A 22304-nucleotide genomic window follows, 5' to 3' on the forward strand; every position below is an offset into this window, starting at 1 on the left:
TTTCTGAATGCGTGTAGCAGACCGAATTTAGATGATAAGAAAGAGGTCTCCAAGACTGTTATGGTTTATATGTCAGCAAATAATAATTTGGCTTCAGAAGCCTATGATAATATCAATCAGATGGAGTCGGGGTATTCTGATATTGATGGCAAGTTACTCGTCTATGCGAAGGTATTTGGGCAGAATCCCAAGATCTATGAAATAATCCATGATGATTCCCCAAAGATTGTCAGCCATGTCTTGAAAGATTATCCAGACCATAATGCGTCTGACCCAACAATCATGAAAATGGTTTTCGAAGATATGGAGCGACTTGGGAAAGCAAAGAACTATGCTGCAATCCTATGGTCACATGCCACTAATTGGTATCCTGGTAACAAAAAGAAGGCAAAGGTTAAATCGTTTGGAGATGATGACGGTCAGACCATGGATGTATTGGACCTGAAAAAGGCACTCCCAAAAAACTTAGATTATTTGGTTTTTGATGCCTGCTCTATGGGTTCGGTTGAAGTCCTATATGAATTAAAGGATATTGTGCCTTATGTATTAGCTTCTCCAACGGAGGTCATCAGTGTAGGGCTTCCTTATGACAAGATCTTAACACATTTTTTCGACAAGAATATTAAAAGAGGGCTGATGGGTGCCGCTCAAGTGTACTTTGATTTTTATAATAAACAAAATGGACTTTTGCGTTCAGCAAGTTATTCTTTAATCGACATGAAGGAGATGTTGGATTTGGCAAGGGTAATGGGTGAGATTATTCATAAACAGACAAATATGGAGGTTTCGAGGGATCGTGTGCAAAGATTGGATCTTGATGTCTCGGTGACTAATTCCGTTCCAGCTTTTGACTTATTGGATTTTTGTGAAAAGAATTACCCAAAACAGGATGTAGATTTGATTAAAAGACAAGTCGAAAAAACGGTACTTTTTAAGGTGGCTACACCGAGCTTTTTAGAAAGTCCTATTCACTCTTTTTCTGGTCTATCATGTTATATTCCTTCAGATTCAGAGACTGAATTTGGTAAATACTACCAAAGATTAGGTTGGAATTCAGCTTCATCCTATTTTAAACTATTTCATTGGATATCATAAATATCACATAATTACTAATTGTTTTTTTAAAGGAGTTCATAGGGCACTATGGCTCCTTTTTTTTTATGGATTAGGAATGTTTTATTGTAATAATTCCTTAATATCTTATTAATTAAATAATTAGTTTTTAAAAGTAAATTTGTTTCATAAAATATTTTAAAAAACAAAATATAAAGTATGCTTAAGGCAAAAAGATTGATTACCAAGATATACTATAATACAATTAATAAATTTCAATGAAAACAAAACAATTATTAAGTGCAATGCTGGTTTTTACCGCAGTTATGACTTCTTGTAAAAAAGATGATTTTGAAAAAAACAAAAGTGTAAAAGATTCTGGAGTAGAATTTACTTCAAGGATTATGGGTGACCTTGCTACAAAAGCTTCTGGAAATCGTTGGGATGCTAATGATGAAATTGGTGTTTTTATGAAACAAGGTGTTGGTTTGAGTAAAGTTCTAGGAGCCAATAAAAAGTTCACTACAAAAGGTAATGGTAATTTCTCTTCAACTGGCGATGATATTTTAAATTATCCTGCAAAAGGACAAGTTGATTTTATTGCTTATTATCCTTTTTCTGCTGCAGTAAGTAAAAATTCGGTGGAGATCAATGTTGCTGATCAAAAGAATCAAGCAAAGATTGATGTTATGTACTCAGACAATGCTAGGGGATTAAACAAGAAATCTGGAACAGCGAAATTAGAGTTTTCACATATGTTGTCCAAAGTTGAAATTTTGGTTAAGGCTGGGACGGGAATTGCAAATTTAACTGGTTTAAAGGCGGGCCTAACTTCAATTCCTACAAAATCATTATTGGATTTGGCAACCGGTAAAATAAACCAAGGTAGTACCGAAGTAAATGTAGAGGCCAAAGTTTCAGTTCAAAAAGCGGATCAATTGGTTGAAGCTATTTTGATTCCTGGAAATTATGAAGGTAAGAAGATTGTTTTCTCCATAGCTAATGATAATTATACATGGACTATACCTGCAAATACCAAACTGGAATCTGGAAAAAGATATGCTTATTCAGTGACCTTATTGGGTTCTAAAGCAGTAAAATTAGAAGGAAACGCGACTATCACAAATTGGATTGCTGTACCTTCAGGACAGGTCGATGTAATTCAAGCAGACTGATTCAAATACTAGGCTTTGATCAACGAGAAAGATATTGATAATGTAAATGATAAAAAATCAAGATAGAAACAAAAAAATGGTTTTTTGTCTTGTTGCAAGTTTGGTGATACTAAATGAGGTAAGCGAAAGTTACAGGTTTGATTAAACCAAGGTTGCAGGAACTAAATTGTTAATAAATTAAAAATGGGGATCTAGTCCCCATTTTTTTATTTTAATTATCTTCTTCCTCTTGTTCATTTCCGCCGAACAACCCTAGTTGTCCATTATTGTCGATTTGAATATCATCTGGATTGGTGATTTCAAATGGGATGTCTTCAGGCTCTGCAGATTTTGTTTCCTTTGGTTTTTCAGGTTCCGAAACCGGTTTATCTGTCTTGATCTCTTTCTCTTCCACAATTGGAGAAGCAGTTTCGATGATTTCTTTTTCCTCTGGTTCTGGAGAAATCGAGAGATCCTTTTCTTCAGATAAGAGTTTTATCTTTTGTACCGTATGGAAAGACAGCCTATTACCCTGAGCTTTCATCCCTTTGACATCCACGATTTCATTTAATTCTTGCTCTAAATGTTCATGGGTCTGGGATTTGCCTTTTAAGATGTCCAATGAAACCACTGGGTTGTCATTATTGGTCAATAGAAGCAATTTGCTTTCCTCCGGAATGAAGCGAACTCGTTTGCCTACTGGGTTGTCATCGAAGTTGAATCTCTTGACGTAGTAAGTTCCAGATTTGCTGTCTTGGTGAATTGCTGTATAAATTTGTTCAGGGATGAATTTTTCCAAACGGATCATCTTCTCGTCGAAGTGATTGTTCAAGTCAAAGTTGGTCAATTCATAAGTACCATCATTAACCACCATGAGGATTTTATCATCACCATCGAATTCACCTAAGAACTTACCTCGATTGTCAGCATTCAAGCGTTTTAAAATATCGTCATACCAGATTTTTCTCCCTGCAAGTGTTGAGACCCCAGCACTTTTGAAGGTTACTTTTTTAACAGGGTATTTGCTGACGATATTTCCTTGGGAAGCACGGCCTTTGATTGCGATTTCTGCAAAATCCATATCAAAGTTCAGCTTGCGCAATTTTGAATGTGGCTTAAGCTGGATATTTACGATTTCGGCCTCTCCATTTGGATTGGCTGTAAAGTAAAGGATTTTAGTGCCTTTACTGGCTTTGCCGATATCGTAATCCTTGTCCCTCGTCACTGCCGTAACGGAGAAACGTTTGATGTAACTGGTTCCTGAAGCTCCATCTTTATAGATGGCATTGTATACAGTCCGGTCATCTCCTTTTTTGAAGACCGCAACATGGATGATGTCTTTTCCTACGAATACCTTGTCCTGAACTTTGACAACTGAATATTTACCATCTGCACGGAAAACAATGATGTCATCGATGTCGGAACAGTCTGAAACCAATTCATCCTTACGCATATTGGTTCCAATAAAACCTTCCTCGCGGTTAACATAAAGTTTTGCGTTGGCTAAGGCAACTTGAGTTGCTTCTACCTTATCAAATACTCGGAGTTCAGTTTTTCTTTCTCTTCCCTTACTGTATTTTCCACGGATATATTCAAACCACTTAATGGTGTATTCCGTAAGATTTCTTAAGTTCTTTTTAACCTCTTTGATTTCATCCTCAAGCGCTTTCATTTGCTCATCAGCCTTTTTGACGTCGAAGCGAGTGATGCTGCTCATCGGTTTATCGATCAATCTCTTGAAATCCTCTGGGGTGATTGCACGATAGAACTGATCAAAGAATGGTTCAAATAACTGATTCAAGACTTCTACCACGGTATCGAAATCGCCAGCATTCTCATAGTCAGCATGCTTGTACATGCCTTCTTGGATAAATATCTTCAGCAAGGAGCTAAAGAAAATCTTTTCCTGAAGTTCATGCAGCCTGATTTCAAGCTCTTGTTTCAATAAGTTCTTGGTCTGCTTGGTGTTTTCGATCAAGATGTCATTTACACTCATGAAATGAGGCTTGTTGTTCTTGATGACACAGGTATTTGGCGAAATGGAAGATTCACAGCCCGTGAAAGCATAGAGGGCATCTATCGTGACATCAGGTGAAATCCCTGGTGCAAGATGGACGATGATTTCAACGAATTCTGCGGTGTTGTCTTCAATTTTCTTGATCTTGATTTTCCCTTTTTCATTGGCCGACACGATACTGTCGATCAATGAGCCAGTGGTTGTTCCGAATGGGATTTCGGTTATCGCTAATGTTTTTTTGTCGCGTTCCTCGATCTTTGCGCGGATACGGATTTTTCCTCCACGCTGTCCTTCGTTATATCCCGTTACATCAGCCATCCCTCCAGTCGGGAAGTCCGGATAGATTGCGGGTCTTTCGCCTTTTAATACCTGGATGGAACCATCGATCAGCTCAATAAAGTTGTGCGGCATGATCTTGGTTGCCAAACCTACGGCAATACCTTCGGCACCTTGAGCCAAAAGCAAAGGGAATTTTACAGGAAGGGTGATAGGTTCTTTATTCCGGCCATCATAACTCAATTGCCAGTCGGTGGTATCCGGGTTGAAGACCACTTCATTGGCAAATTTGGACAGTCGACCTTCGATATAACGAGGGGCAGCTGCCGAGTCTCCCGTTATGGGATCTCCCCAGTTACCCTGGCAATCGATCAAAAGATCTTTTTGCCCTATTTGAACCATGGCATCACCAATGGAAGCATCACCGTGAGGGTGGTATTTCATGGTATTACCGATGACATTCGCCGCTTTATTGTACCGTCCATCGTCCATTTCCTTTAGGGAATGGAGGATTCGACGCTGGACAGGCTTGAAACCATCATTGATATGAGGTACAGCGCGGTCCAATATGACATAAGAAGCGTAATCCAGAAACCAATTTTCATATAGTCCCGATAAGGGGATGGTATTGCTTTGTTGGTCTTGATTTGGGTTTGAGTCGTTATTCTCTTCTATATCGTTGATTTCGTCACTCATGAAATTTTCGTAAGATTTTGATGGGTTTGCAGGATTGATTTCCGCAAACCTCGTAAAAATACAAAATTCATTTTATTTGTCTTATTTTTAGGATTATTCTACAATCTATCAAAACCCTAACAGATGAAAAGATTTTTGACCCTCATGTTTTTTTGCTTCTCCTTGAATTTTCTTTTTGCCCAAAGTGCAAATTATGGACTGAAAGAGAATATTGCCTATGTGTCCTCTGACTCGGATGCCTATAGCAAGGAGCGTTGTCAAGTGGATGTATATTACCCCAAGGACAAGAAAGATTTTGCTACCATCGTATGGTTTCATGGTGGTGGGTTGACGGAAGGTAAGAAGGAAATTCCTGCTTATCTGAAAGAGAAAGGGGTTGCTGTAGTAGGGGTGGGTTATCGACTTTCACCAAAGGTCAAGGTTGAAGATATTATCAAAGATGCTGCAAAAGCAGTTCATTGGACATTTGATCATATTGCTGAATTTGGTGGCAGTAATAAAAAGATTGTTCTTTCAGGGCATTCCGCTGGAGGATATTTGAACCTGATGCTTGCCTTGAATGCCCGCTATTTAGCTGATGAGGGTATCAATGCAGACGATCTATTTGCTGTTGTTCCCTTCAGTGCTCAATGCATCAGCCATTTTACGGCTCGTGCCGAAAAAGGAATCAATATCAATCAGCCTGTAGTGGATGAGTTTGCTCCCTTGTATTGGGTTCGAAAAAACAAGGTTCCCATTACCTTGATTACGGGTGATCGTGAGCTTGAAATGGTAGGTCGATATGAAGAGAATGCCTACCTGGCCAGAATGTTTAAGATCGTAGGCCATCCCCAGGTTAAATTGTTGGAAATGGATGGATACGATCATGGAATGGCCTATCCAGCTTTCCCTCTTTTATTGAAAGAAATCGAACGCTTGAATAAATAAATAAAAATTTATTTTACTAATATTTTTAGTAATTTTGAATTGTTTCATATTTGGAATTACTATGAATTTGGTTGATAATAAGCGGTTTGTGGCTCATTTGGACTTGGATACGTTTTTTGTAAGCGTAGAACGTCTGAAGAACAGTAAGTTCATTGGTAAACCCTTGATTGTGGGAGGAATGAGCGATAGGGCGGTCGTTTCGGCCTGCAGTTATGAGACCCGGAAATTTGGGGTGCATAGCGCGATGCCGATGAAGTTGGCTTTGCGTTTATGTCCGCATGCTATTGTGGTCCGCGGGGATATGGACAGTTATAGCTATTATTCAAGGGTGGTGACCGATGTGGTTCGGGAGACTGTTCCGGTCATGGAAAAGGCGAGTGTGGATGAGTTTTATGTGGACCTGACAGGAGTTGACCGTTTTTTTGGGTGTAGTCAGTTTATGGTCGACCTGAAAGGGAAGATCCAAAAGGAGAGTGGCCTGCCAATTAGTTATGCACTGGCCTCCAATAAGCTGATCAGTAAAGTGGCGACCGATGATGCGAAACCGGATGGCCGCAAGGAAATCCTGCATGGTCTGGAGAAAGATTACCTAGCTCCTCTAAAGATTCAGCGGATGCCCGGAATAGGGGACAAGACCAGTATGCTCTTGCTGCAGATGGGCGTGAAAACGATCAAGATATTGAGTGAGATCCCTGTTCCGATGATGCATAACCTTCTAGGGAAAAACGGTATTGACCTTTCCCGAAAAGCCAATGGCATCGACCCTTCACCGATTATTCCCTATTCTGAACAAAAGAGCATCGGTACGGAAGAAACCTTTGTGCAAGATACCATCAACATGCAGTTCCTGAACAGTGAATTGATCCGGATGACCGAACGGCTGACTTTTCAATTGCGGAGACAGGAACGATTGACCGGCTGTGTCACGGTCAAGTTGCGGTATGCCAACTTTGATACGGTCAGTAAGCAGATGGTAATATCCTATACCGCCTCGGATACCGTGCTGCTGAAGAAGGTCAAAGAGCTTTTTGCCAAGCTCTACGATCGTCGGATGCTGGTTCGGTTGATCGGAGTTCGATTCAGCCATCTGGTACAGGGTTCACAACAGATCAATCTGTTTGAAGATACCGAAGAGGCCGTGAGACTGTACCAGGCAATGGATGCAATGCGAGCGCGGTATGGCGACGAGGCCATCAAACGAGCGATATCCCTAAAAGAAATCAATAAAAAGGACCGAAGTCCCCACTTTTAATATTCCTTGGAGTGCACCAATTTTAATGAAGAATTCTTATAGGTCAACTCTCGGAAAGTATGGAGATAGGATGAGGCCATGATTTCCCAACCGTAATTTTCTAAACTAAAGGCTTGATAAGATTTTGCCAGAACCTGATATTCTTCAGTAGAATTCAGGACTGCATTTAATTGGTCGATCCAATGATCGGAATCATTGGAAGGAAGAAGGATTCCGTTTTTTTGATGCTGGACGGCATCGGTGATCCCTTCCAGAGAGGATGCAAGAACCAATGTGCCTGCTAAGGAGGCTTCTAGACAGACCAATCCAAAACCTTCCATATCCCCCAAAACCTGAATGTTGGGCATCAAAAAAGCCGATGCATGCCCCAAAATCGATTGAAGATGCTGGAAAGGAATCTTACCGAGATGTTTTACCCGAGAATTGATGTTAGGGTCTTGCAGAAGCTTGCGGATCTCCCTTTCATCGGAGGGATATCCCAAAAAAAGAGTAATCAAGTGATAGGCTTTTTTAGGGAGCAAACGAAGGAATTTTTCTGTAAGACTGGCTTTCTGATTAAAAGGCCCAATCATTAACAGTTGAAAATCGGATGGCATATGTGGAATAACTTCTCTTAATAGCCAGGCGAAACCTTTTCGTTTAACAGGACGGCCCAATGTAACCAAGTATTTCTTGTTGAAGTCGATCTGTGGATAATAATGCTTAATCTGCTCCAACGGAACCGGCCTGCACTTGGCAATATCATGATCTACACCATTTTTGATGACGGTTATTTTATCCTCGGAAATGCCACGCCGAATAGCAGCTTTTGCAGTGGCAGAGCTAACGGCTATGATGTGGTCATATTCATTGAAACGGGGAAGGATCTTTTTTTGGAAATATCGCATTGGAAACACCACATCCAACCCATGCAGGGTAACCACTCTTTTCAAATGCTTATAGCCAGAATGAAAGAGGGCAAGCGAGGCAATAAGTCCGTCATTAAAATGGATCAGTTGAATATTAGGATGGAGTTCCAATATTCTTAGGATATTGCTATTGAGGTTCCAGAAAAACTTCAACAGACTTTCTTCACCTTTCCGATAAACCAGCATATGGACTTGAGCCTGGGAATGCTTGCTAAGGTTGTTGATCAGTTCAAAGCTTTGTTTTTCCATACCGCCTGTTGCGGGTGGATATTTATGACTAACAAATAATATTTCCATTTTTCAGCGTAGAAGATTGTGAACTGTCCTTTTTGATAAATAGGTAAAGAATAAACCCTACAGCTATCCAGAAGAGCTGTCTTGCACGACGAAGGATAGAGGCTGATATCCAGATGCTAGCGGTGCTGATACCTATGATCTGCAGCATCATTTTGTTTCCTAGTTCCTCGACCCCCAATTGTCCGGGAACAAATGCTCCAGCACTCTTAAATACAATAACCCCCATGTCCAACAACAGGCCATGCATGGGCTGGACATCAAAACCTAAAAAAACAAGGATGAGATAGAATTCTAAACTCCCGATAACCCAATGTATGCTGGCTAAGAGGTAAGAGTACCAAAATAGCCTTGGATTGAATCGATATGATTTTCGGATATTGAATATCAATTGTACGATCTTTAACCTGAGTTTTTTCCAAAAACCCTTGGCCGTATTACTGCTCACAGGTTTTGACGTCGATCTGCTGAAGATGAGCCAATAGAAAAAAAATAAGTTCAAAAGGATCAGAAATGCAATAAAGACATAAAAGGCAATACCTATACTCTTTAACGCAGCTTGTCCAGCTTCCATTCCACTCAGCCAAAGGCAGGCAATCAGGAACAAGAGAATCTGTGAAAGCACAACCGTGATCCTTGAAGTCGCTACAGAGCTCAATGCTGTTTCGGTTGAGATGCCATAAGGTTTGAGCATTTCAGCTTTCAGCAAATCTCCTCCAACTATGCTGGTTGGGTTATATTGTCCAACGGTTTCACCGATCTGCCGTACTGCAAACATCTTCATCAGACTGATTTTCTGGCGATCATCGCCTAAGCAGACATGCCAGGACCAGGTACCAAAGAAATAAGCCAGGAACGTTATTCCCAGGAGATAGATGAATTTATAGCCAATTGTAGCCAATTCCTTTTTTATTGCTGAGAAATCAGTGTTGAAGACATATACAGCAATAAACCCAAGGATGATGAGGATAAGGAATATTTTGATCTTTTTTTTGCTGATCCTTAATTTCCTGCCCATGCAATACTGTTTACAGGTTCAGAAGCTAACTCATGGATATCATCAAAATAAGTTTGTGCTAGCTTGCCCCAATCCAATTTTCTTACATAATTCAATCCGGCTTGTTGGAATTCATTTTTCACCACAGAGTCACTCAGGATTTTATGGATGAAATACACGTATTCCAGAGCATTGTTGGGCACACATTTATAGCCATTTCTTCCGTGATCAATCAGGCTGGAACTTCCACCTCCGTTGGCAATGACACAGGGAAGACCAGAAGCCATGGCTTCTATTACCACGTTGCCATAAGTTTCAGAAGTAGAGGTAAATAGGAACACATCCGAAGAAGCGTATAGTTTTGAAAGTTCGGTATGGTCCAATTTTCCCAAGAAATGAGCTGTAGGCATCAACATCTCTGCTTCTTCCCTTGCCGCTCCATCTCCCGCGATAATGAGGTTATATTCAAATTTTGATTGCTTGAGCTGTTGATAGATATCGATTAGGGTCTGCACGTTTTTCTCCCAGACCAATCGGCTTGCAAACAGGATATTGGGCTTGTCGTTTTGTGTGATATTGCGGATATAGGCTTGATCAGCCTTCTCAGGATTAAATAACCTCAAGTCGATACCTCTTTGCCATAATGTCAAGCGTTCTGATTGTATCCCAATTTCTTTCAACTCATCCATGATATTATTGGCCGGCACATATATCTTATGACAGCTATTATAGAAACGAAGCATAGCCTTTCGCATCCAGTATTCGGCAGGTCTGATCAGCGAAGAAAGATTGCGAAGGTAATAAGCGATATAAGAAATGAAATGGGTGTGATAGATGCTCAGGATCGGGATATTCCTTTTCCGGGCATATTTCATTGCAAAGAACCCTAATAGGGATGGGGTGGCGATATGGATCACGTCCGGGGCAAAATTATCCAGGGCTTCTTCCAGCTTCCATTTTGATAATTGGGGAACTGCCAATGAATAGTCATCATTGATGGGGATGCGGAAAGTTGGGACTTGATAAGATTGATGGGTCTTGAAGTTTTCTGGACCTTTTCCGTATATGAAAAGGTAGGAAAAAGCAGTGTGATCGATTCGTTTAATGATTTGAAACATGGTCCTAGAGGCACCGTCAAAATCTTCTATGAGAATCTCAGAAAAAAAAGCAACTTTCTTCATTTAGAATTCAAATTGTCTATCGGGTAAAAGTATATCCTCTGTATTTCTTTATTGCTAATTTGGTATTATGCTATTGTGAATGAAATGTTTATAAAAGATGAAGTCTTAATGAATACTAAATATCAAATCAACAAACCTTTAATATTGCCTTAAGATTAGATTTAACCGTGTACGGTAATTTTGATGTAGGAATTACGATTGATAGATATGCTGATCAACCTTCCTTATCCTCAGAAAAGTAAAGCGTGGCATTTCAGGTTTATAGTACTGATGTCGATTATTCTCTCCCTTGTTTTTATTTTCAGTTACAAACGTAGCAATGGCTCCAAGGCCATGCCACTGCTGAAATATCCTGAATTGGAACATCGTTCATCGGGAGAGCTCTCGTTGCTGACCTATAATATTGCTGGGCTACCGGAATTGATTTCTAGTGCGGAAACCCCTCGGGCAGCCAGTATCCGGACCATAGGTGAACGGATCAATCGTTTTGACATCGTCAATCTCCAAGAAGATTTCAACTACAATTTCGAATTGTATTCTTCCAACCTTCATGTATTTCGGACCGTGAGCATGGGCACAGTCCCGTTTGGTGATGGTTTGAGTACACTTTCCAAATATCCTATCAAAGAATCCGAACGAATTTCCTGGCGAGACTGCAGTGGCAGTGATTGTTTGACTCCCAAGGGCTTCAGCTATGTCCGCTTAGAGATTGCAAAGGATGTATTCCTGGATGTTTATAATATCCATGCCACAGCCCAAGATAATAGATCAGCGGTTCTCGCTAGAAAGAAAAACTTGGAGCAGCTCGCGAACTACATAAAGGAAAAATCTGCCGATCAGCCTTTGTTGGTCATGGGTGATTTTAATGCACACTATGCTTTTGCGGAAGACAATGTGCGGGCATTCCGATCTGAGATGGACTTGGTCGATTCCTGGGTTTTTCTGCGGAATCAAGGTCGCCTTCCGGACCATGAAGAAAACTTCATCGCTCAACATGCATTGACCGTAACGGACGATTGCGAGAGCATTGACAAGATATATTTTCGCAATAGCAAGCAATTGATTTTCAAACCAAAAAATTACCAAGTACAACATGAACTTTTCAGCACAGATGCGGGGGAGCCACTTTCTGATCATTGTGCGATCTCATTAAACTTGGAATGGGAATTGAATGATTCATTGATGACTTCTGATAAGAAACCTAAGTTCATTGATCAATTTGAAGGTTTTCATGAAGGGGAGTAACAAAAACTTAATGTTGCGTTCCCATTTAGATAATTTGAAGAAGATACTTTTATTTCATATAAGTTAATAGATGACCATACTTTTTATACTAGCGGCGGTAATTATAGTTTTACTATTTATTTTCAAGAGCTTAAAGGGAAAGCTGATTTCCGTAGCCATTCCCCAAGAAGAATCCTCTACAGAACGTTTTTTGCAAGGAAAGATATCCTTGCTGACCTATAATATCGCCGGACTACCACAGGGTATCTCGGCGGCGAAGCTCCCTAGAAAATTCAGTATTGCTGAAATCGGTGAAAAAGTTGAGCCTTATGACATCGTGAATGTCCAAGAAGATTTTAATTATAACACATCTTTTTATTCCAAGAACTTACATCCTTATCGCACGCAGACCAAAGGGAAGATCCCTGTTGGCGATGGATTGAATACCCTATCAAAATATCCTATTATTGAATACCGAAGGATTCCATGGCGTCATTGCAGTGGTCCTGATTGTTGGACGGTGAAGGGCTTTAGCTTTGCCCAGATCCAACTTGCCAACCAAGTGACTGTAGATGTCTATAATGTGCATGCAAATTCAAGCGATGTTGCCCGAGCGGCTCGTGCCAGAAGGGAAAACTTTCGGCAGTTGGCGACTTATATCAATGAAAATTCTTCGGGTAGACCTTTAATCGTAATGGGGGATTTTAATGCACATTATGCCTATAAGAGGGATAATTTACATGAGTTCTTATTGACCACAGGACTGTCTGATGGTTGGGTGCAATTCCTTCGCAAAGGTGTTTTTCCAGAAGTTATCCCCAAATTTATCGCTCAGCATATGCTGAGCCTCAATAACGATACAGAGAGTCTCGATAAGATATTCTTCAGAAATAGCGAACACCTGAAATTTCAACCAATCGATTATCAGGTCGAAATCCAGCACTTTACCAGTGTAGATGGAGAAGCCCTGTCGGACCACTTAGCAGTTTCCATGCAACTCAACTGGACCTGGGAGGATTGATAACCATCATGTTTGATTAACCATCGAGTATATAATAAGTAATATTAGATTTAGCTGAGCTACAATAGCTCAGCTTTTTTGTTTGTATTATTGCTAATATTTTTAGTAAAATGATTTAAAAAAACCTTAATCTTGTAAAATGTTTTTGAATTGCAAGACCTGGTTTAGTTTTCATTATGGAACCTTTCCTACGAGGGATTTGGTGGAGCGTGCGCAGTCGTTAGGAGTCAAGGCAATGGCCCTGACGAATATCAACAGTACGGCCGATTGTTGGGATTTTGTATTGAAATGTCAGGAAGCAAACATCAAACCAATTGTGGGGGTCGAAATTCGCAATGAAAACGAATTGTGTTATATCCTTTTGGCGAAAAACAATGCCGGTTTATTCGTCATCCAGAGTTTTCTTTCCTTTTACAAACAACGGAAGTTGGACTTCCCAAAAAAACCACCTTTTGAATCCGATGACCTATGGGTGATTTATACTTTTGAGAATCATCCTGAGATTGAACAGTTAAAGTCAAATGAATTAATAGGCTTAAGGAAAGAGGACCTTAATAAATTGAGTTGGCAAGAGGGACTTCAAGCTGACTGTTGGGTCGTGCTGCAACCTGTGACCTATCAAGATAAGACCCATTATGACCTTCATCGCATTTTAAGGGCGATCGCTAAGAACACCCTGTTGTCCAAGTTGGTCAAAGAGGATTATGCCAAGCCCAACGAGACTTTAATGGATGAAGAGAGCTTAGTCTCGGCCTATGCAAAGTTTCCCTCTGTTATCAGCAAAACCATGGAAGTGGTCAAGAGCTGTTCGATTGAAATGACTTTCCATGTCGATAAGAATAAGAAACACTTCACTGCCAGCATGGACGATGATCATGAGCTGTTGCGGAAGTTGGCCATTGAAGGTTGCAAGATCCGTTATGGGAACAAGAACAAAAAAGCCATGGAACGGGTGGAAAAGGAACTTTCCATTATCAAGCAATCTGAATTCAATTCCTATTTTTTGATTGTCTGGGACATGTTGCGCTATGCCAATGAGCAAGGCTTCTATCATGTTGGGCGGGGTAGTGGTGCCAATTCGGTCGTGGCCTATTGCCTACGCATTACCGATGTGGATCCCATCAAGCTTGACCTCTATTTTGAACGGTTCTTGAACCCCAATCGGACCTCTCCGCCCGACTTTGATATTGACTTTAGTTGGAAAGATCGCGACGCCATCTTTGAGTACCTGTTCATGCGGTATGGTCGCCAGAATGTTTCTCTGTTGGGCATGTACAATACTTTTCAACGCCGGGCTATCGTGAGGGAATTGGGAAAGGTATTTGGTTTGCCTAAGGAAGAAATTGATGAATTGGTGCATAAGCGAGAATGGAGTGCGGAAGATAAAATCCAACGTTGGATCCAAAAATATGGAGCTCTGATGGTTGATTTTCCAAGTAATATCAGTGTACATGCCGGTGGGGTATTGATCAGTGAAAAGCCATTGAATGATTATGGGGTATTGGAATTACCACCAAAGGGATTTCGGACCCTCCATATGGATATGTTCGAAGCCGATAGGATAGGGCTCTTTAAATTTGACATCCTCAGCCAGCGCGGACTGGGTCATATCAAGGATGCCCTTGAATTGGTGCAGAAAAATAGAGGCAAACATGTGGACATCCATCAAGTAGATCGCTTTTTTGAAGATCCCAAGCTCGCAGAAATGATTCGTAAGGCCGATACCATCGGTTGTTTTTATATCGAAAGCCCCGCCATGCGGCAGCTTTTGGGTAAACTGAAATGTTCAGATTACCTCACCTTAGTGGCTGCCAGTTCGATCATTCGGCCTGGTGTAGCTCAATCAGGGATGATGAAGCAGTATATCGAGCGCTATCATGATCGCGATAAAATCGAATATCTGCACCCTAAAATGAGGGAACTCCTTGAAGAGACCTTCGGCGTGATGGTCTATCAGGAAGACGTGATCAAGGTTGCCCATCATTTCGGGGGGATATCCTTGGAAGAGGCCGATATCCTGAGAAGGGCAATGAGCGGTAAATATCGCTCTGAAAATAAGTTTGAGCTGATGCGTGCGAAATTCTTCTCTAATTGCAGAGAGCAGGGCTATGAAGAATCGGTTACTTCAGAAGTTTGGCGGCAGATGGAGAGCTTTGGCGGTTATTCCTTTGCCAAGGGCCATTCGGCGTCCTTTGCGGTCGAAAGCTATCAAAGTCTCTATCTGAAGACTTATTTTCCATGCGAATTTTATGTCGCCGTTATTAATAATTTCGGAGGCTTTTATCGCACGGAATTCTATTTCCATGAATTACGGAGGAATGGCGGGATCATCCAGCTTCCATGCTTAAACAACAGCGACCATCTTACCAATATATCAGATCAGCAGGTCTATGTCGGTTTTATCCATTTGCAAGGCCTTGAACAGGATTTTGCCCATCAGATTGTTGAAGAAAGGCAGCGAAATGGTGCTTACAAGAGCTTGAATGATGTCCTTCAGCGCTTGCATCCTGCTCCCGAACAACTCAATATCTTGATCCGGATCGGGGCATTACGGTTCACTGGATTGGATAAGAAAACTCTGCTATGGGAAGCGAATTTCAGAAACAAGCGGACAGAAAAAGATGATCCCAAAACCCTTTTCGAAACAGAAGAAATCAAGTTTTCATTGCCTGAATTTGAAAAGAACAGGATGGATGACCTGCGGGATGAGCTCGATCTATTGGGCTTTGTCGTAGGTGACTTCTTTGAACTCTTGAATAAAGAATATCTGAAAGGATCAGTCCTGGTCAATCAGTTGCCAGACCTGCTTGGCCAACAGATCAAGATCATCGGCAGATTGGTGACCTTGAAAGAAACCCGAACCATCAAAAAAGAGCGGATGTGCTTCGGAACCTTCCTAGATGTGGAAGGAGATTGGCTGGATACCGTGCATTTCCCACCCGTACTCCGTCAGTACCCTTTCCAAGGGAGCGGTTTTTATGAACTTCACGGCAAGGTAATGGAGGAGTTTGGGGTGTACAGTGTTGAGATTTCGGCAATGCGTAAGCTTGGTTTTAACATTCAGCAATAGGTATAAAATAACAAAAGACATAAAGCTTACCTTATGTCTTTTGTCTATGTTTCAGAATTCCGAAAAATCTACTCTTCGTCCTTCTTTTTAAACTCATCTTGCGGAAGGTCTTCATACGGAAGTTCTTCCGATTCATTGATTTCCTTGTAAGTCATTTCCGTATGGGGTGTCTCTTCAGGACCATCTACTGAGACATTGACATCAACTTCAATCTTCTTCTTGTTTTTCGGCATTCGGACGATTCCCCATTTCATCAGCAGCTCCTGCGTCGAATTTCGCTTGAGATGCAGCTTCTCTGGTTCCCCAATCAAGAAACCGAAGGCTTCCATATTAGGGTTTGAATCAAAAATAACCTTCAATGTCGCGATAAAAGGCAAGGCGATAATCAAACCGGCCAGTCCGAATAACATCCCACCCAATAGGATTCCGATGATTGCCATCAAAGGATTGATGCTCACCTTGGATCCCACGATATTAGGTGTAATGATGTTCCCTTCCAGAAATTGCACGACTTGAAACCATGCCACCACACCCAATGCATATAGAGCACTATCTTTCGTTGCCAAGGCGAATAATGCAGGCAAGATCGAACCAATTGCGATCCCGATATAAGGAAGCAGCATCAGCAGGGAAGCCAATGAACCAAAAAACCAAGCATAGTCAATTCCCATCGCCATAAGCCCCACCGTATTCAGCACAGCCACGATTCCCATCACGGTAATCAAGCCGACCAAATAACTCTGAACCACATCATATATTTTGTTCAACACCTCATTCACTTTACTTTGAGGGGATGATTTAAAAGCTTTAAAGAAAAATTCACGGAAGAAATCACGGTAATACAAAAGGAAAAAACTCAATAAAGGAACCAAGATTGCACTCGCGAGGATATTTCCAATTGAGCCGAATGTACTGGATAGCATTCCTCCAGCGTTCTCCATGGCCTTTTCACCCTGTTCGCGCAATTTTTCCATCACTTCAGTCCTTTCAATGCCGAATTGACTTTCCAACCACTTCTGGCCACCTTCCAATACAGACATCACCTTGTCAGTAATGGCTGATGCATCTTTTCCAATCAAGATACTTTCATAGACAATAAACCATGATAAACCTGAAATAATCGCTATCGCCACAATGACGGCTAAGATTGCTGAAAAAGCCTTTCCAAGACGGATCCGCTCAAATAATCTTGCCAATGGATAAAGGGAAATTGAAATCAGAATTGAAAAAATGAGTGGCAGCAAAACACCCTGGGTAAAGTACATGAGGACAATGATAAGTACCAACGCCATTAAGCTTGATGCAAGCTCGAAGGAATAGGGTCTTTTGGTTTGTTTATTTTCCATATGAATGCTATAACAGGTTATGAGTTTTTTTGTTTTTTGAATTCCAGTAAATCACATAAAAAAATGCAAGTAAGATGATCAGTGCATTCCCATAGAAAATATACGGAATTCTCAGTATTTCATCGTGATAAATGTACCCTGCAAATAATGCGCCACCTCCGATACCGGCTTCAAGGGCAATATACATGGTCGCCATGGCTTTCCCACGATATTGTGGCAGAGATAGGTCGATTGTCCAAGCATTGACCGCTGGCGAAAAGATCCCCGTACCTATACCGTACAGACAGGCGCCGATCACCAATTGTGCAATGCTATTTCCAAAACCAAGATACAAAAGGGATATAGCAACGACAACCAAGCCCACCTTCATCACACTGATCCTACCGTACCGATCCGCCACTTTTCCAGATATAAATCGAATCCCAATGGAGGCCACAGTATAGGCCGTGAAAAACAAACCCTTATTTACTATGCCCAAATGCTCACTCCAATCAGGGATTAAGGTCAATATCACCCCATAAGCAGTGTAAGAGAGCAAAGTAACAATGGCGGCAGGTATTACGCGTACTTCGATAATGTCGCGACGTGAAATCTTGAGCATCTTAGGAGAGAACCTGTTCTTTTCCTTCAGCGTTTCTTTCATGTTCATCACGATGATGATGGATAGAAACGCAAATGCCGAAGAACTATAGAACATGGTATTCAGGTCATACTTCAGCGCAATATAACTACCGATAGCTGGCCCCACTGCACCGCCAATACTGAAACAAAGCCCGTGCATCCCTAATGCCTCACCCCAACGCGTCGATGGAATGATATCGGCAATATAAGCAGAGGTTGCTGTGGGTTTAAATCCTGTTGAGAAACCATGCACCAACCGAAGGAGGAAGAATCCAGAAACACTGCTCAGGATAGGGTACAAAAACCCACAGATGACACATACGATCGAACCTATGGCCATCACAGGTACTCGGCCCCATTTATCAGTCAATCTGCCACTAAAGGGTCTTGAAATTCCAGCCGTCAGTGTGAAAAGAGCAATGATTAAGCCCTTGTGTGCTGCACCTCCCAAGGAAGAGAGGTAGTTGGGTAACTCCGGAATAATCATATTAAAACTCGAAGAGAATAGGAGCGAGCTCAAACAGAGTAGTCCGAATTGTATTGTATATAAAGGTTGATTCTCGTTTTCTATATTATCCATTTTTCCTTTCCATATTTTGTCGCGTCAATTCTGAACAAAATATTGTCGTCGCCACTGCCACATTCAATGACTCCGCCTTGCCAACCCGTGGAATGGTCACCGCCTGATCAACTTTAGGGATCAGGTTTTCCCTAATTCCATTGCCTTCATTGCCCATCATGATAAACCCTTCCTTCCCAAAATTGGTTTCATAAATGGAATCTCCATTCAGAAGAGCACCAAAGATAGGCATGCTGTTTTGTTGAATGAATTCTTCCAAATCTAGATAGTGTAGTTTAATCCGGGAAAGTGAACCCATGGTGGCTTGCACAACCTTCGGATTATAGGCATCTACAGTGCCTATTGAGCAGATAATGTTTTCAATCCCGAACCATTCCGCAGTACGGATGATGGTTCCTAAATTGCCTGGATCTTGCACATCATCCAAAATCAAACTATGCTTCCCCTGAAGATCCTTTACATTTAATTGATTAAAATGCGGTATTTCAACCAAAGCCAATGCGCCTTGTGGATTCTTCAAGCTACTTATTTTCCCAAACTCGACTACAGTAAGCTCTTCAAGTTTTATATTTTGCGGTATTTTGCCCAATTTTACAGCGGCATCTGCTGTCGCAAATATTTTACTTATCTTGTAGGTTGAATGTGCAAACTCCAAAACGGATTTTATGCCCTCTACCACAAATAAGTTATGCTGAGTTCGGAATTTTTTATGCTGCAATGAAGTAATTAGACTGATTTGAGCTTTTGACAACATGGGATGAATGACTAATAAAAGAAGTTTATTATTTTTTGCAAGTATAACGTTTTTGTCGCTAATTATTGCGTCCTGTCGATCGGCGAAATACCTCGACGACAATCAATATCTGGTCACCGATGTCGATTTAAATGGGGTAACACCTGAATTGAAAGAGCCCGCAGGAATGTACGTGGCTAATGAAATCCGTCCAAATTCTCCACTCTATTTGACCATTTATAACATGTTCAATACCCGAGATGGACAATATAAAACCGAGAACATCAAAAATGTAGGGGAGGCCCCTAGGATCCTTGATTCTGCGGTCGTTGATCTCTCCGCAACCCAGATCCAACGATTTCTTCAAACCAAGGGGTATTTTAATGCCAAGGTTGAGCCCCAGATCGAATTCAATAAAAAGAAAGCCAAAATCAATTTTAATGCAAACCTGGGAAATCCTTATACCATCCGAGAAATCGATAGGACGGTAGAGGATCCAGCAGTAGATTCCATCTATCAGGAAAAGGTCGTTCCGATCAGCCCCTTAAAATCCGGAAAACGCTATGATGCATCCGATCTATACCTTGAACGAGAACGCCTCTATACCAATATGCGAGAGTCGGGTTATTATGATTATTTAAGGCAGTATATGCGTGCTGGAATTGACACCATAGATTTGGACAATCAAGCCGATTTATTGATCCAGGTGTCCAACCGGGAGGATTCAACTAAACATAAGATTTATTATATTGACAGTGTGTATTTTACAGTTGAAGCTGCCGATCCGGAATTAAAAAAGAATTCTGAAGGTAAATTCGATACCCTGACCAAGATTTTCTATACCGATCAAACCGGCAATTTTAAATTAAGACCCCTATCCAGATATGCTTTCCTCAGGTCTGGACAAAAATTCAATAGTGCTAACGAAGAGCTAGCCTACGACCGTTTATATGAAATGAATGGTTTCCGCTCGGTTAAGATCAATTACCAGCAAAAAGATTCCAACAAATTGGATGTCCAATATACCGTGGTACCGCGTTCTGCCATGAGCAATCAGATAGAAGGCGAATTTACATTCAGTTCAGGGATGAGCGGTTTCAACGTGGGTAACACCTTCTCACATCGGAATGTGTTCGGAGGTTCTGAAACCATTGAGGTCAAAATGCGGTATGGGGTCCTTTTTGATTCCAGGTTGCCAGGAAGCTTGGCGGATAAAATCTTTAACAATGATTTTCAGGTAGGGGTAAATCTTTCTTTCCCACGATTATTGACCCCGTTTAGGGTTCGTAGTGTGGGTCGATACGGTTTGCCTAGAACCACTTTTTCTTCAAGTTTGCAATTGTTCTTTCAAGATCAAACCTATGCCAATCGATATTGGATCAATAGCCTGAACTATATCTGGTATGAGGCGACCAATAAGATGCACAGCTTGACCCCAGTGGTTATCGAGTATAGACATGGACAGTTGAACGATGAATTCAAAGAGAGCCTGATCGATCAAGGCTATGGTCTGTATGTCCGAAGCAATGACCGTAAATACTTTGGCTTAGGGGCTCAATATGCCTATACCTACAATGGGCCGAAATTAACGACAAAAGAGAACTTCAGTTATTTCAGAGGGGCAGTGGATATCAGTGGAAATCTGCTAGGGCTATTAGGAAATGTCATGAAATTCAAGCAAAATGAAGACGGCGAGAAACTGATCTTCGGCGTGCCGTTTCTGCAATATATGAAAGGTGAGATAGACTATCGTTGGTATAGACATCTGGGTGGAAACAGGCAGTTTGTTTTCCGGATTAACTCAGGCGTTGCGGTTCCTTATGGAAACAACTCTTCCTTGAACATGATTTTTGAGAAGAGCTTTTTTGCAGGTGGTATGAATGGGATCCGTGCTTGGCAGGCCCGTACGCTGGGTCCCGGTGGCTATAATCGTTCTTCCATCAATCCTGAATTCCGTGTGAACCTGAGAAACCTAGATCAGCTGGGGGAAATAAAGTTGGAGTCCAATGCTGAATTCCGCTTTCGGATGTTGAACAATTTCTTTGGCGCCAAGTTAAATGGAGCTACCTTTTTGGATGCAGGAAACGTCTGGAGGATCCGTGAGGATATCATCAATCCAAATGGAGAATTCCGAGGCGATAAATTCCTTTCACAAATTGCATTGGGTACAGGCTTTGGATTGCGTGTAGACCTTGATTATTTTATTATCCGTCTTGATGCAGGCCTTAAACTGAAAGATCCCCAGTTCTCGGGATCAGATCAATGGGTGATCAAGGACTTCTTCAATGCCAAGAAATTCAAACAGGATTACTATCAGACCAACTGGCCTGACCGTTATAGCTTTATCCAATATAATTTCGGAGTAGGGATGCCTTTCTAGAGCAGACCTTTCAATCCCATGATACTGCTTTCGATCAATTGGCGAACATCCAATCCTTTGCTGTAGTTCAGATAGAAGTAAATAGCAGCAAGAATCAAAAGAGTGATCAAGAAGCGCTTGAATTTATAGGCAATATATAAGATCAACAATGGGATAATGATCAACAGGAACCCACTGATTTTATAAGGTGTAATGCCTTTATCTGTTACCCGCAAAAAGAATAGCTTACCCAAGTCAGATCCAGCAAATTTATGCTTGAAAAATACAAATGTGGAAGATTCAATAGGATTGCTTGTAACAGCGACGCCGTCCGTAAATTTAAGTTCCTGTGAAAAACCATTGATGGTAAAATTATAATTACCGTTGACCGTATTGTCCGTTTTTTCGGCAGTATCGATGGCAATTATCGCCAATTTTCCATTCTGCGAAAGGTTTTCCTTTACCGTAAAGTCCTTAATAATTGTGTTTTGCGCCAGCAAATCTTGGGGCATAAGGTACAAGATACCAAGGCATAAGAAAAGAAACCAACTGTTTTTCATGATGCAATGATACAAAATTGCAAGGATTCTAAAAA

General features: G+C 41.2%; 16 protein-coding genes. 8 read left to right on the forward strand and 8 right to left on the reverse strand.

Going from position 1 to position 22304, the window contains the following annotated elements:
* Positions 1-69: 69 nt before the first annotated feature.
* Positions 70-1095: a clostripain-related cysteine peptidase gene (locus CKW03_RS04640; protein ID WP_236736518.1), complete on the forward strand. Its 1026-nt coding sequence runs from the start codon at positions 70-72 to the stop codon at positions 1093-1095.
* 236 nt (positions 1096-1331) lie between these two features.
* A complete protein-coding gene (locus CKW03_RS04645; RefSeq protein ID WP_093098835.1) occupies positions 1332-2228 on the forward strand; it encodes a fimbrillin family protein in 897 nt (298 codons plus the stop codon).
* Between the two features lie 211 nt (positions 2229-2439).
* Here the strand turns inward: CKW03_RS04645 and CKW03_RS04650 are convergent, their stop codons facing one another.
* Positions 2440-5196 carry a DNA gyrase/topoisomerase IV subunit A gene (locus CKW03_RS04650; protein WP_093098837.1) on the reverse strand — a complete coding sequence of 919 codons (2757 nt, stop codon included), beginning with the start codon at positions 5194-5196 and terminating at the stop codon, positions 2440-2442.
* A 123-nt stretch (positions 5197-5319) separates the two neighbouring features.
* On the opposite strand from CKW03_RS04650, the gene CKW03_RS04655 reads away from it, so the two are divergent.
* Both CKW03_RS04655 and dinB read left to right on the forward strand, forming a co-directional pair.
* The gene (locus CKW03_RS04655) at positions 5320-6123 is read left to right on the forward strand and encodes an alpha/beta hydrolase (RefSeq protein WP_093098838.1); all 804 of its coding nucleotides are present in this window, start codon (positions 5320-5322) and stop codon (positions 6121-6123) included.
* A gap of 61 nt (positions 6124-6184) precedes the next feature.
* Positions 6185-7375, forward strand: a complete 1191-nt coding sequence (gene dinB, locus CKW03_RS04660) for a DNA polymerase IV (protein ID WP_093098840.1) — start codon at positions 6185-6187, stop codon at positions 7373-7375.
* On the opposite strand, the gene CKW03_RS04665 is transcribed toward dinB, so the two are convergent.
* From CKW03_RS04665 to CKW03_RS04675, 3 genes are read right to left on the reverse strand one after another with little or no spacing between them, the layout of a single operon-like run.
* A complete protein-coding gene (locus CKW03_RS04665; RefSeq protein WP_093098841.1) occupies positions 7372-8580 on the reverse strand; it encodes a glycosyltransferase family 4 protein in 1209 nt (402 codons plus the stop codon). The genes dinB and CKW03_RS04665 overlap by 4 nt on opposite strands.
* Complete coding sequence (locus tag CKW03_RS04670) at positions 8561-9595, reverse strand: lysylphosphatidylglycerol synthase transmembrane domain-containing protein (protein WP_093098843.1); 1035 nt, start codon at positions 9593-9595, stop codon at positions 8561-8563. Before CKW03_RS04670 ends, CKW03_RS04665 begins: the two co-directional genes overlap by 20 nt.
* On the reverse strand, positions 9580-10755 hold the full coding sequence (locus CKW03_RS04675) for a glycosyltransferase family 4 protein (protein WP_093098844.1): 1176 nt from the start codon (positions 10753-10755) through the stop codon (positions 9580-9582). The genes CKW03_RS04670 and CKW03_RS04675 overlap by 16 nt, the downstream gene beginning before the upstream one ends.
* A gap of 207 nt (positions 10756-10962) precedes the next feature.
* Between CKW03_RS04675 and CKW03_RS04680 the strand changes: the two genes are divergently transcribed.
* From CKW03_RS04680 to CKW03_RS04690, 3 genes are all read left to right on the forward strand, one after another.
* Complete coding sequence (locus tag CKW03_RS04680; protein WP_093098846.1) at positions 10963-12000, forward strand: endonuclease/exonuclease/phosphatase family protein; 1038 nt, start codon at positions 10963-10965, stop codon at positions 11998-12000.
* Between the two features lie 70 nt (positions 12001-12070).
* On the forward strand, positions 12071-13000 hold the full coding sequence (locus CKW03_RS04685; RefSeq protein WP_093098847.1) for an endonuclease/exonuclease/phosphatase family protein: 930 nt from the start codon (positions 12071-12073) through the stop codon (positions 12998-13000).
* A gap of 139 nt (positions 13001-13139) precedes the next feature.
* Positions 13140-16070: a DNA polymerase III subunit alpha gene (locus CKW03_RS04690; protein WP_093098849.1), complete on the forward strand. Its 2931-nt coding sequence runs from the start codon at positions 13140-13142 to the stop codon at positions 16068-16070.
* A 68-nt stretch (positions 16071-16138) separates the two neighbouring features.
* On the opposite strand, the gene CKW03_RS04695 is transcribed toward CKW03_RS04690, so the two are convergent.
* The 3 genes from CKW03_RS04695 to CKW03_RS04705 are packed head-to-tail and all read right to left on the reverse strand — an operon-like array spanning position 16139 to position 19371.
* A complete protein-coding gene (locus CKW03_RS04695) occupies positions 16139-17416 on the reverse strand; it encodes an AI-2E family transporter (protein ID WP_093098850.1) in 1278 nt (425 codons plus the stop codon).
* 7 nt (positions 17417-17423) lie between these two features.
* The gene (locus CKW03_RS04700; protein WP_093098852.1) at positions 17424-18617 is read right to left on the reverse strand and encodes an MFS transporter; all 1194 of its coding nucleotides are present in this window, start codon (positions 18615-18617) and stop codon (positions 17424-17426) included.
* The gene (locus CKW03_RS04705; protein WP_093098853.1) at positions 18610-19371 is read right to left on the reverse strand and encodes a TrmH family RNA methyltransferase; all 762 of its coding nucleotides are present in this window, start codon (positions 19369-19371) and stop codon (positions 18610-18612) included. Before CKW03_RS04705 ends, CKW03_RS04700 begins: the two co-directional genes overlap by 8 nt.
* Positions 19372-19423: 52 nt before the next feature.
* Here CKW03_RS04705 and tamL point away from each other — a divergent pair, with 52 nt between their 5' ends.
* Entirely contained in the window at positions 19424-21730 is a 2307-nt protein-coding gene (gene tamL / locus CKW03_RS04710) for a translocation and assembly module lipoprotein TamL (RefSeq protein ID WP_236736519.1), read from the forward strand.
* On the opposite strand, the gene CKW03_RS04715 is transcribed toward tamL, so the two are convergent.
* Positions 21727-22269 (reverse strand): hypothetical protein, encoded by a 543-nt coding sequence (locus CKW03_RS04715; protein WP_093098856.1) that lies wholly within the window; start codon positions 22267-22269, stop codon positions 21727-21729. The genes tamL and CKW03_RS04715 overlap by 4 nt on opposite strands.
* Positions 22270-22304: the final 35 nt, after the last annotated feature.

The organism is Sphingobacterium mizutaii, from assembly GCF_900187125.1.
Taxonomy (GTDB): domain Bacteria; phylum Bacteroidota; class Bacteroidia; order Sphingobacteriales; family Sphingobacteriaceae; genus Sphingobacterium; species Sphingobacterium mizutaii.

Excerpts from the sequence above, each read along its gene's own strand:
- CKW03_RS04640 (WP_236736518.1), top strand. The coding sequence starts at position 70 with ATGTCAGCAAATAATAATTTGGCTTCAGAAGCCTATGATAATATCAAT.
- CKW03_RS04645 (WP_093098835.1), top strand. The coding sequence starts at position 1,332 with ATGAAAACAAAACAATTATTAAGTGCAATGCTGGTTTTTACCGCAGTT.
- CKW03_RS04650 (WP_093098837.1), bottom strand. The coding sequence starts at position 5,196 with ATGAGTGACGAAATCAACGATATAGAAGAGAATAACGACTCAAACCCA.
- CKW03_RS04655 (WP_093098838.1), top strand. The coding sequence starts at position 5,320 with ATGAAAAGATTTTTGACCCTCATGTTTTTTTGCTTCTCCTTGAATTTT.
- dinB (WP_093098840.1), top strand. The coding sequence starts at position 6,185 with ATGAATTTGGTTGATAATAAGCGGTTTGTGGCTCATTTGGACTTGGAT.
- CKW03_RS04665 (WP_093098841.1), bottom strand. The coding sequence starts at position 8,580 with ATGGAAATATTATTTGTTAGTCATAAATATCCACCCGCAACAGGCGGT.
- CKW03_RS04670 (WP_093098843.1), bottom strand. The coding sequence starts at position 9,595 with ATGGGCAGGAAATTAAGGATCAGCAAAAAAAAGATCAAAATATTCCTT.
- CKW03_RS04675 (WP_093098844.1), bottom strand. The coding sequence starts at position 10,755 with ATGAAGAAAGTTGCTTTTTTTTCTGAGATTCTCATAGAAGATTTTGAC.
- CKW03_RS04680 (WP_093098846.1), top strand. The coding sequence starts at position 10,963 with ATGCTGATCAACCTTCCTTATCCTCAGAAAAGTAAAGCGTGGCATTTC.
- CKW03_RS04685 (WP_093098847.1), top strand. The coding sequence starts at position 12,071 with ATGACCATACTTTTTATACTAGCGGCGGTAATTATAGTTTTACTATTT.
- CKW03_RS04690 (WP_093098849.1), top strand. The coding sequence starts at position 13,140 with ATGTTTTTGAATTGCAAGACCTGGTTTAGTTTTCATTATGGAACCTTT.
- CKW03_RS04695 (WP_093098850.1), bottom strand. The coding sequence starts at position 17,416 with ATGGAAAATAAACAAACCAAAAGACCCTATTCCTTCGAGCTTGCATCA.
- CKW03_RS04700 (WP_093098852.1), bottom strand. The coding sequence starts at position 18,617 with ATGGATAATATAGAAAACGAGAATCAACCTTTATATACAATACAATTC.
- CKW03_RS04705 (WP_093098853.1), bottom strand. The coding sequence starts at position 19,371 with ATGTTGTCAAAAGCTCAAATCAGTCTAATTACTTCATTGCAGCATAAA.
- CKW03_RS04715 (WP_093098856.1), bottom strand. The coding sequence starts at position 22,269 with ATGAAAAACAGTTGGTTTCTTTTCTTATGCCTTGGTATCTTGTACCTT.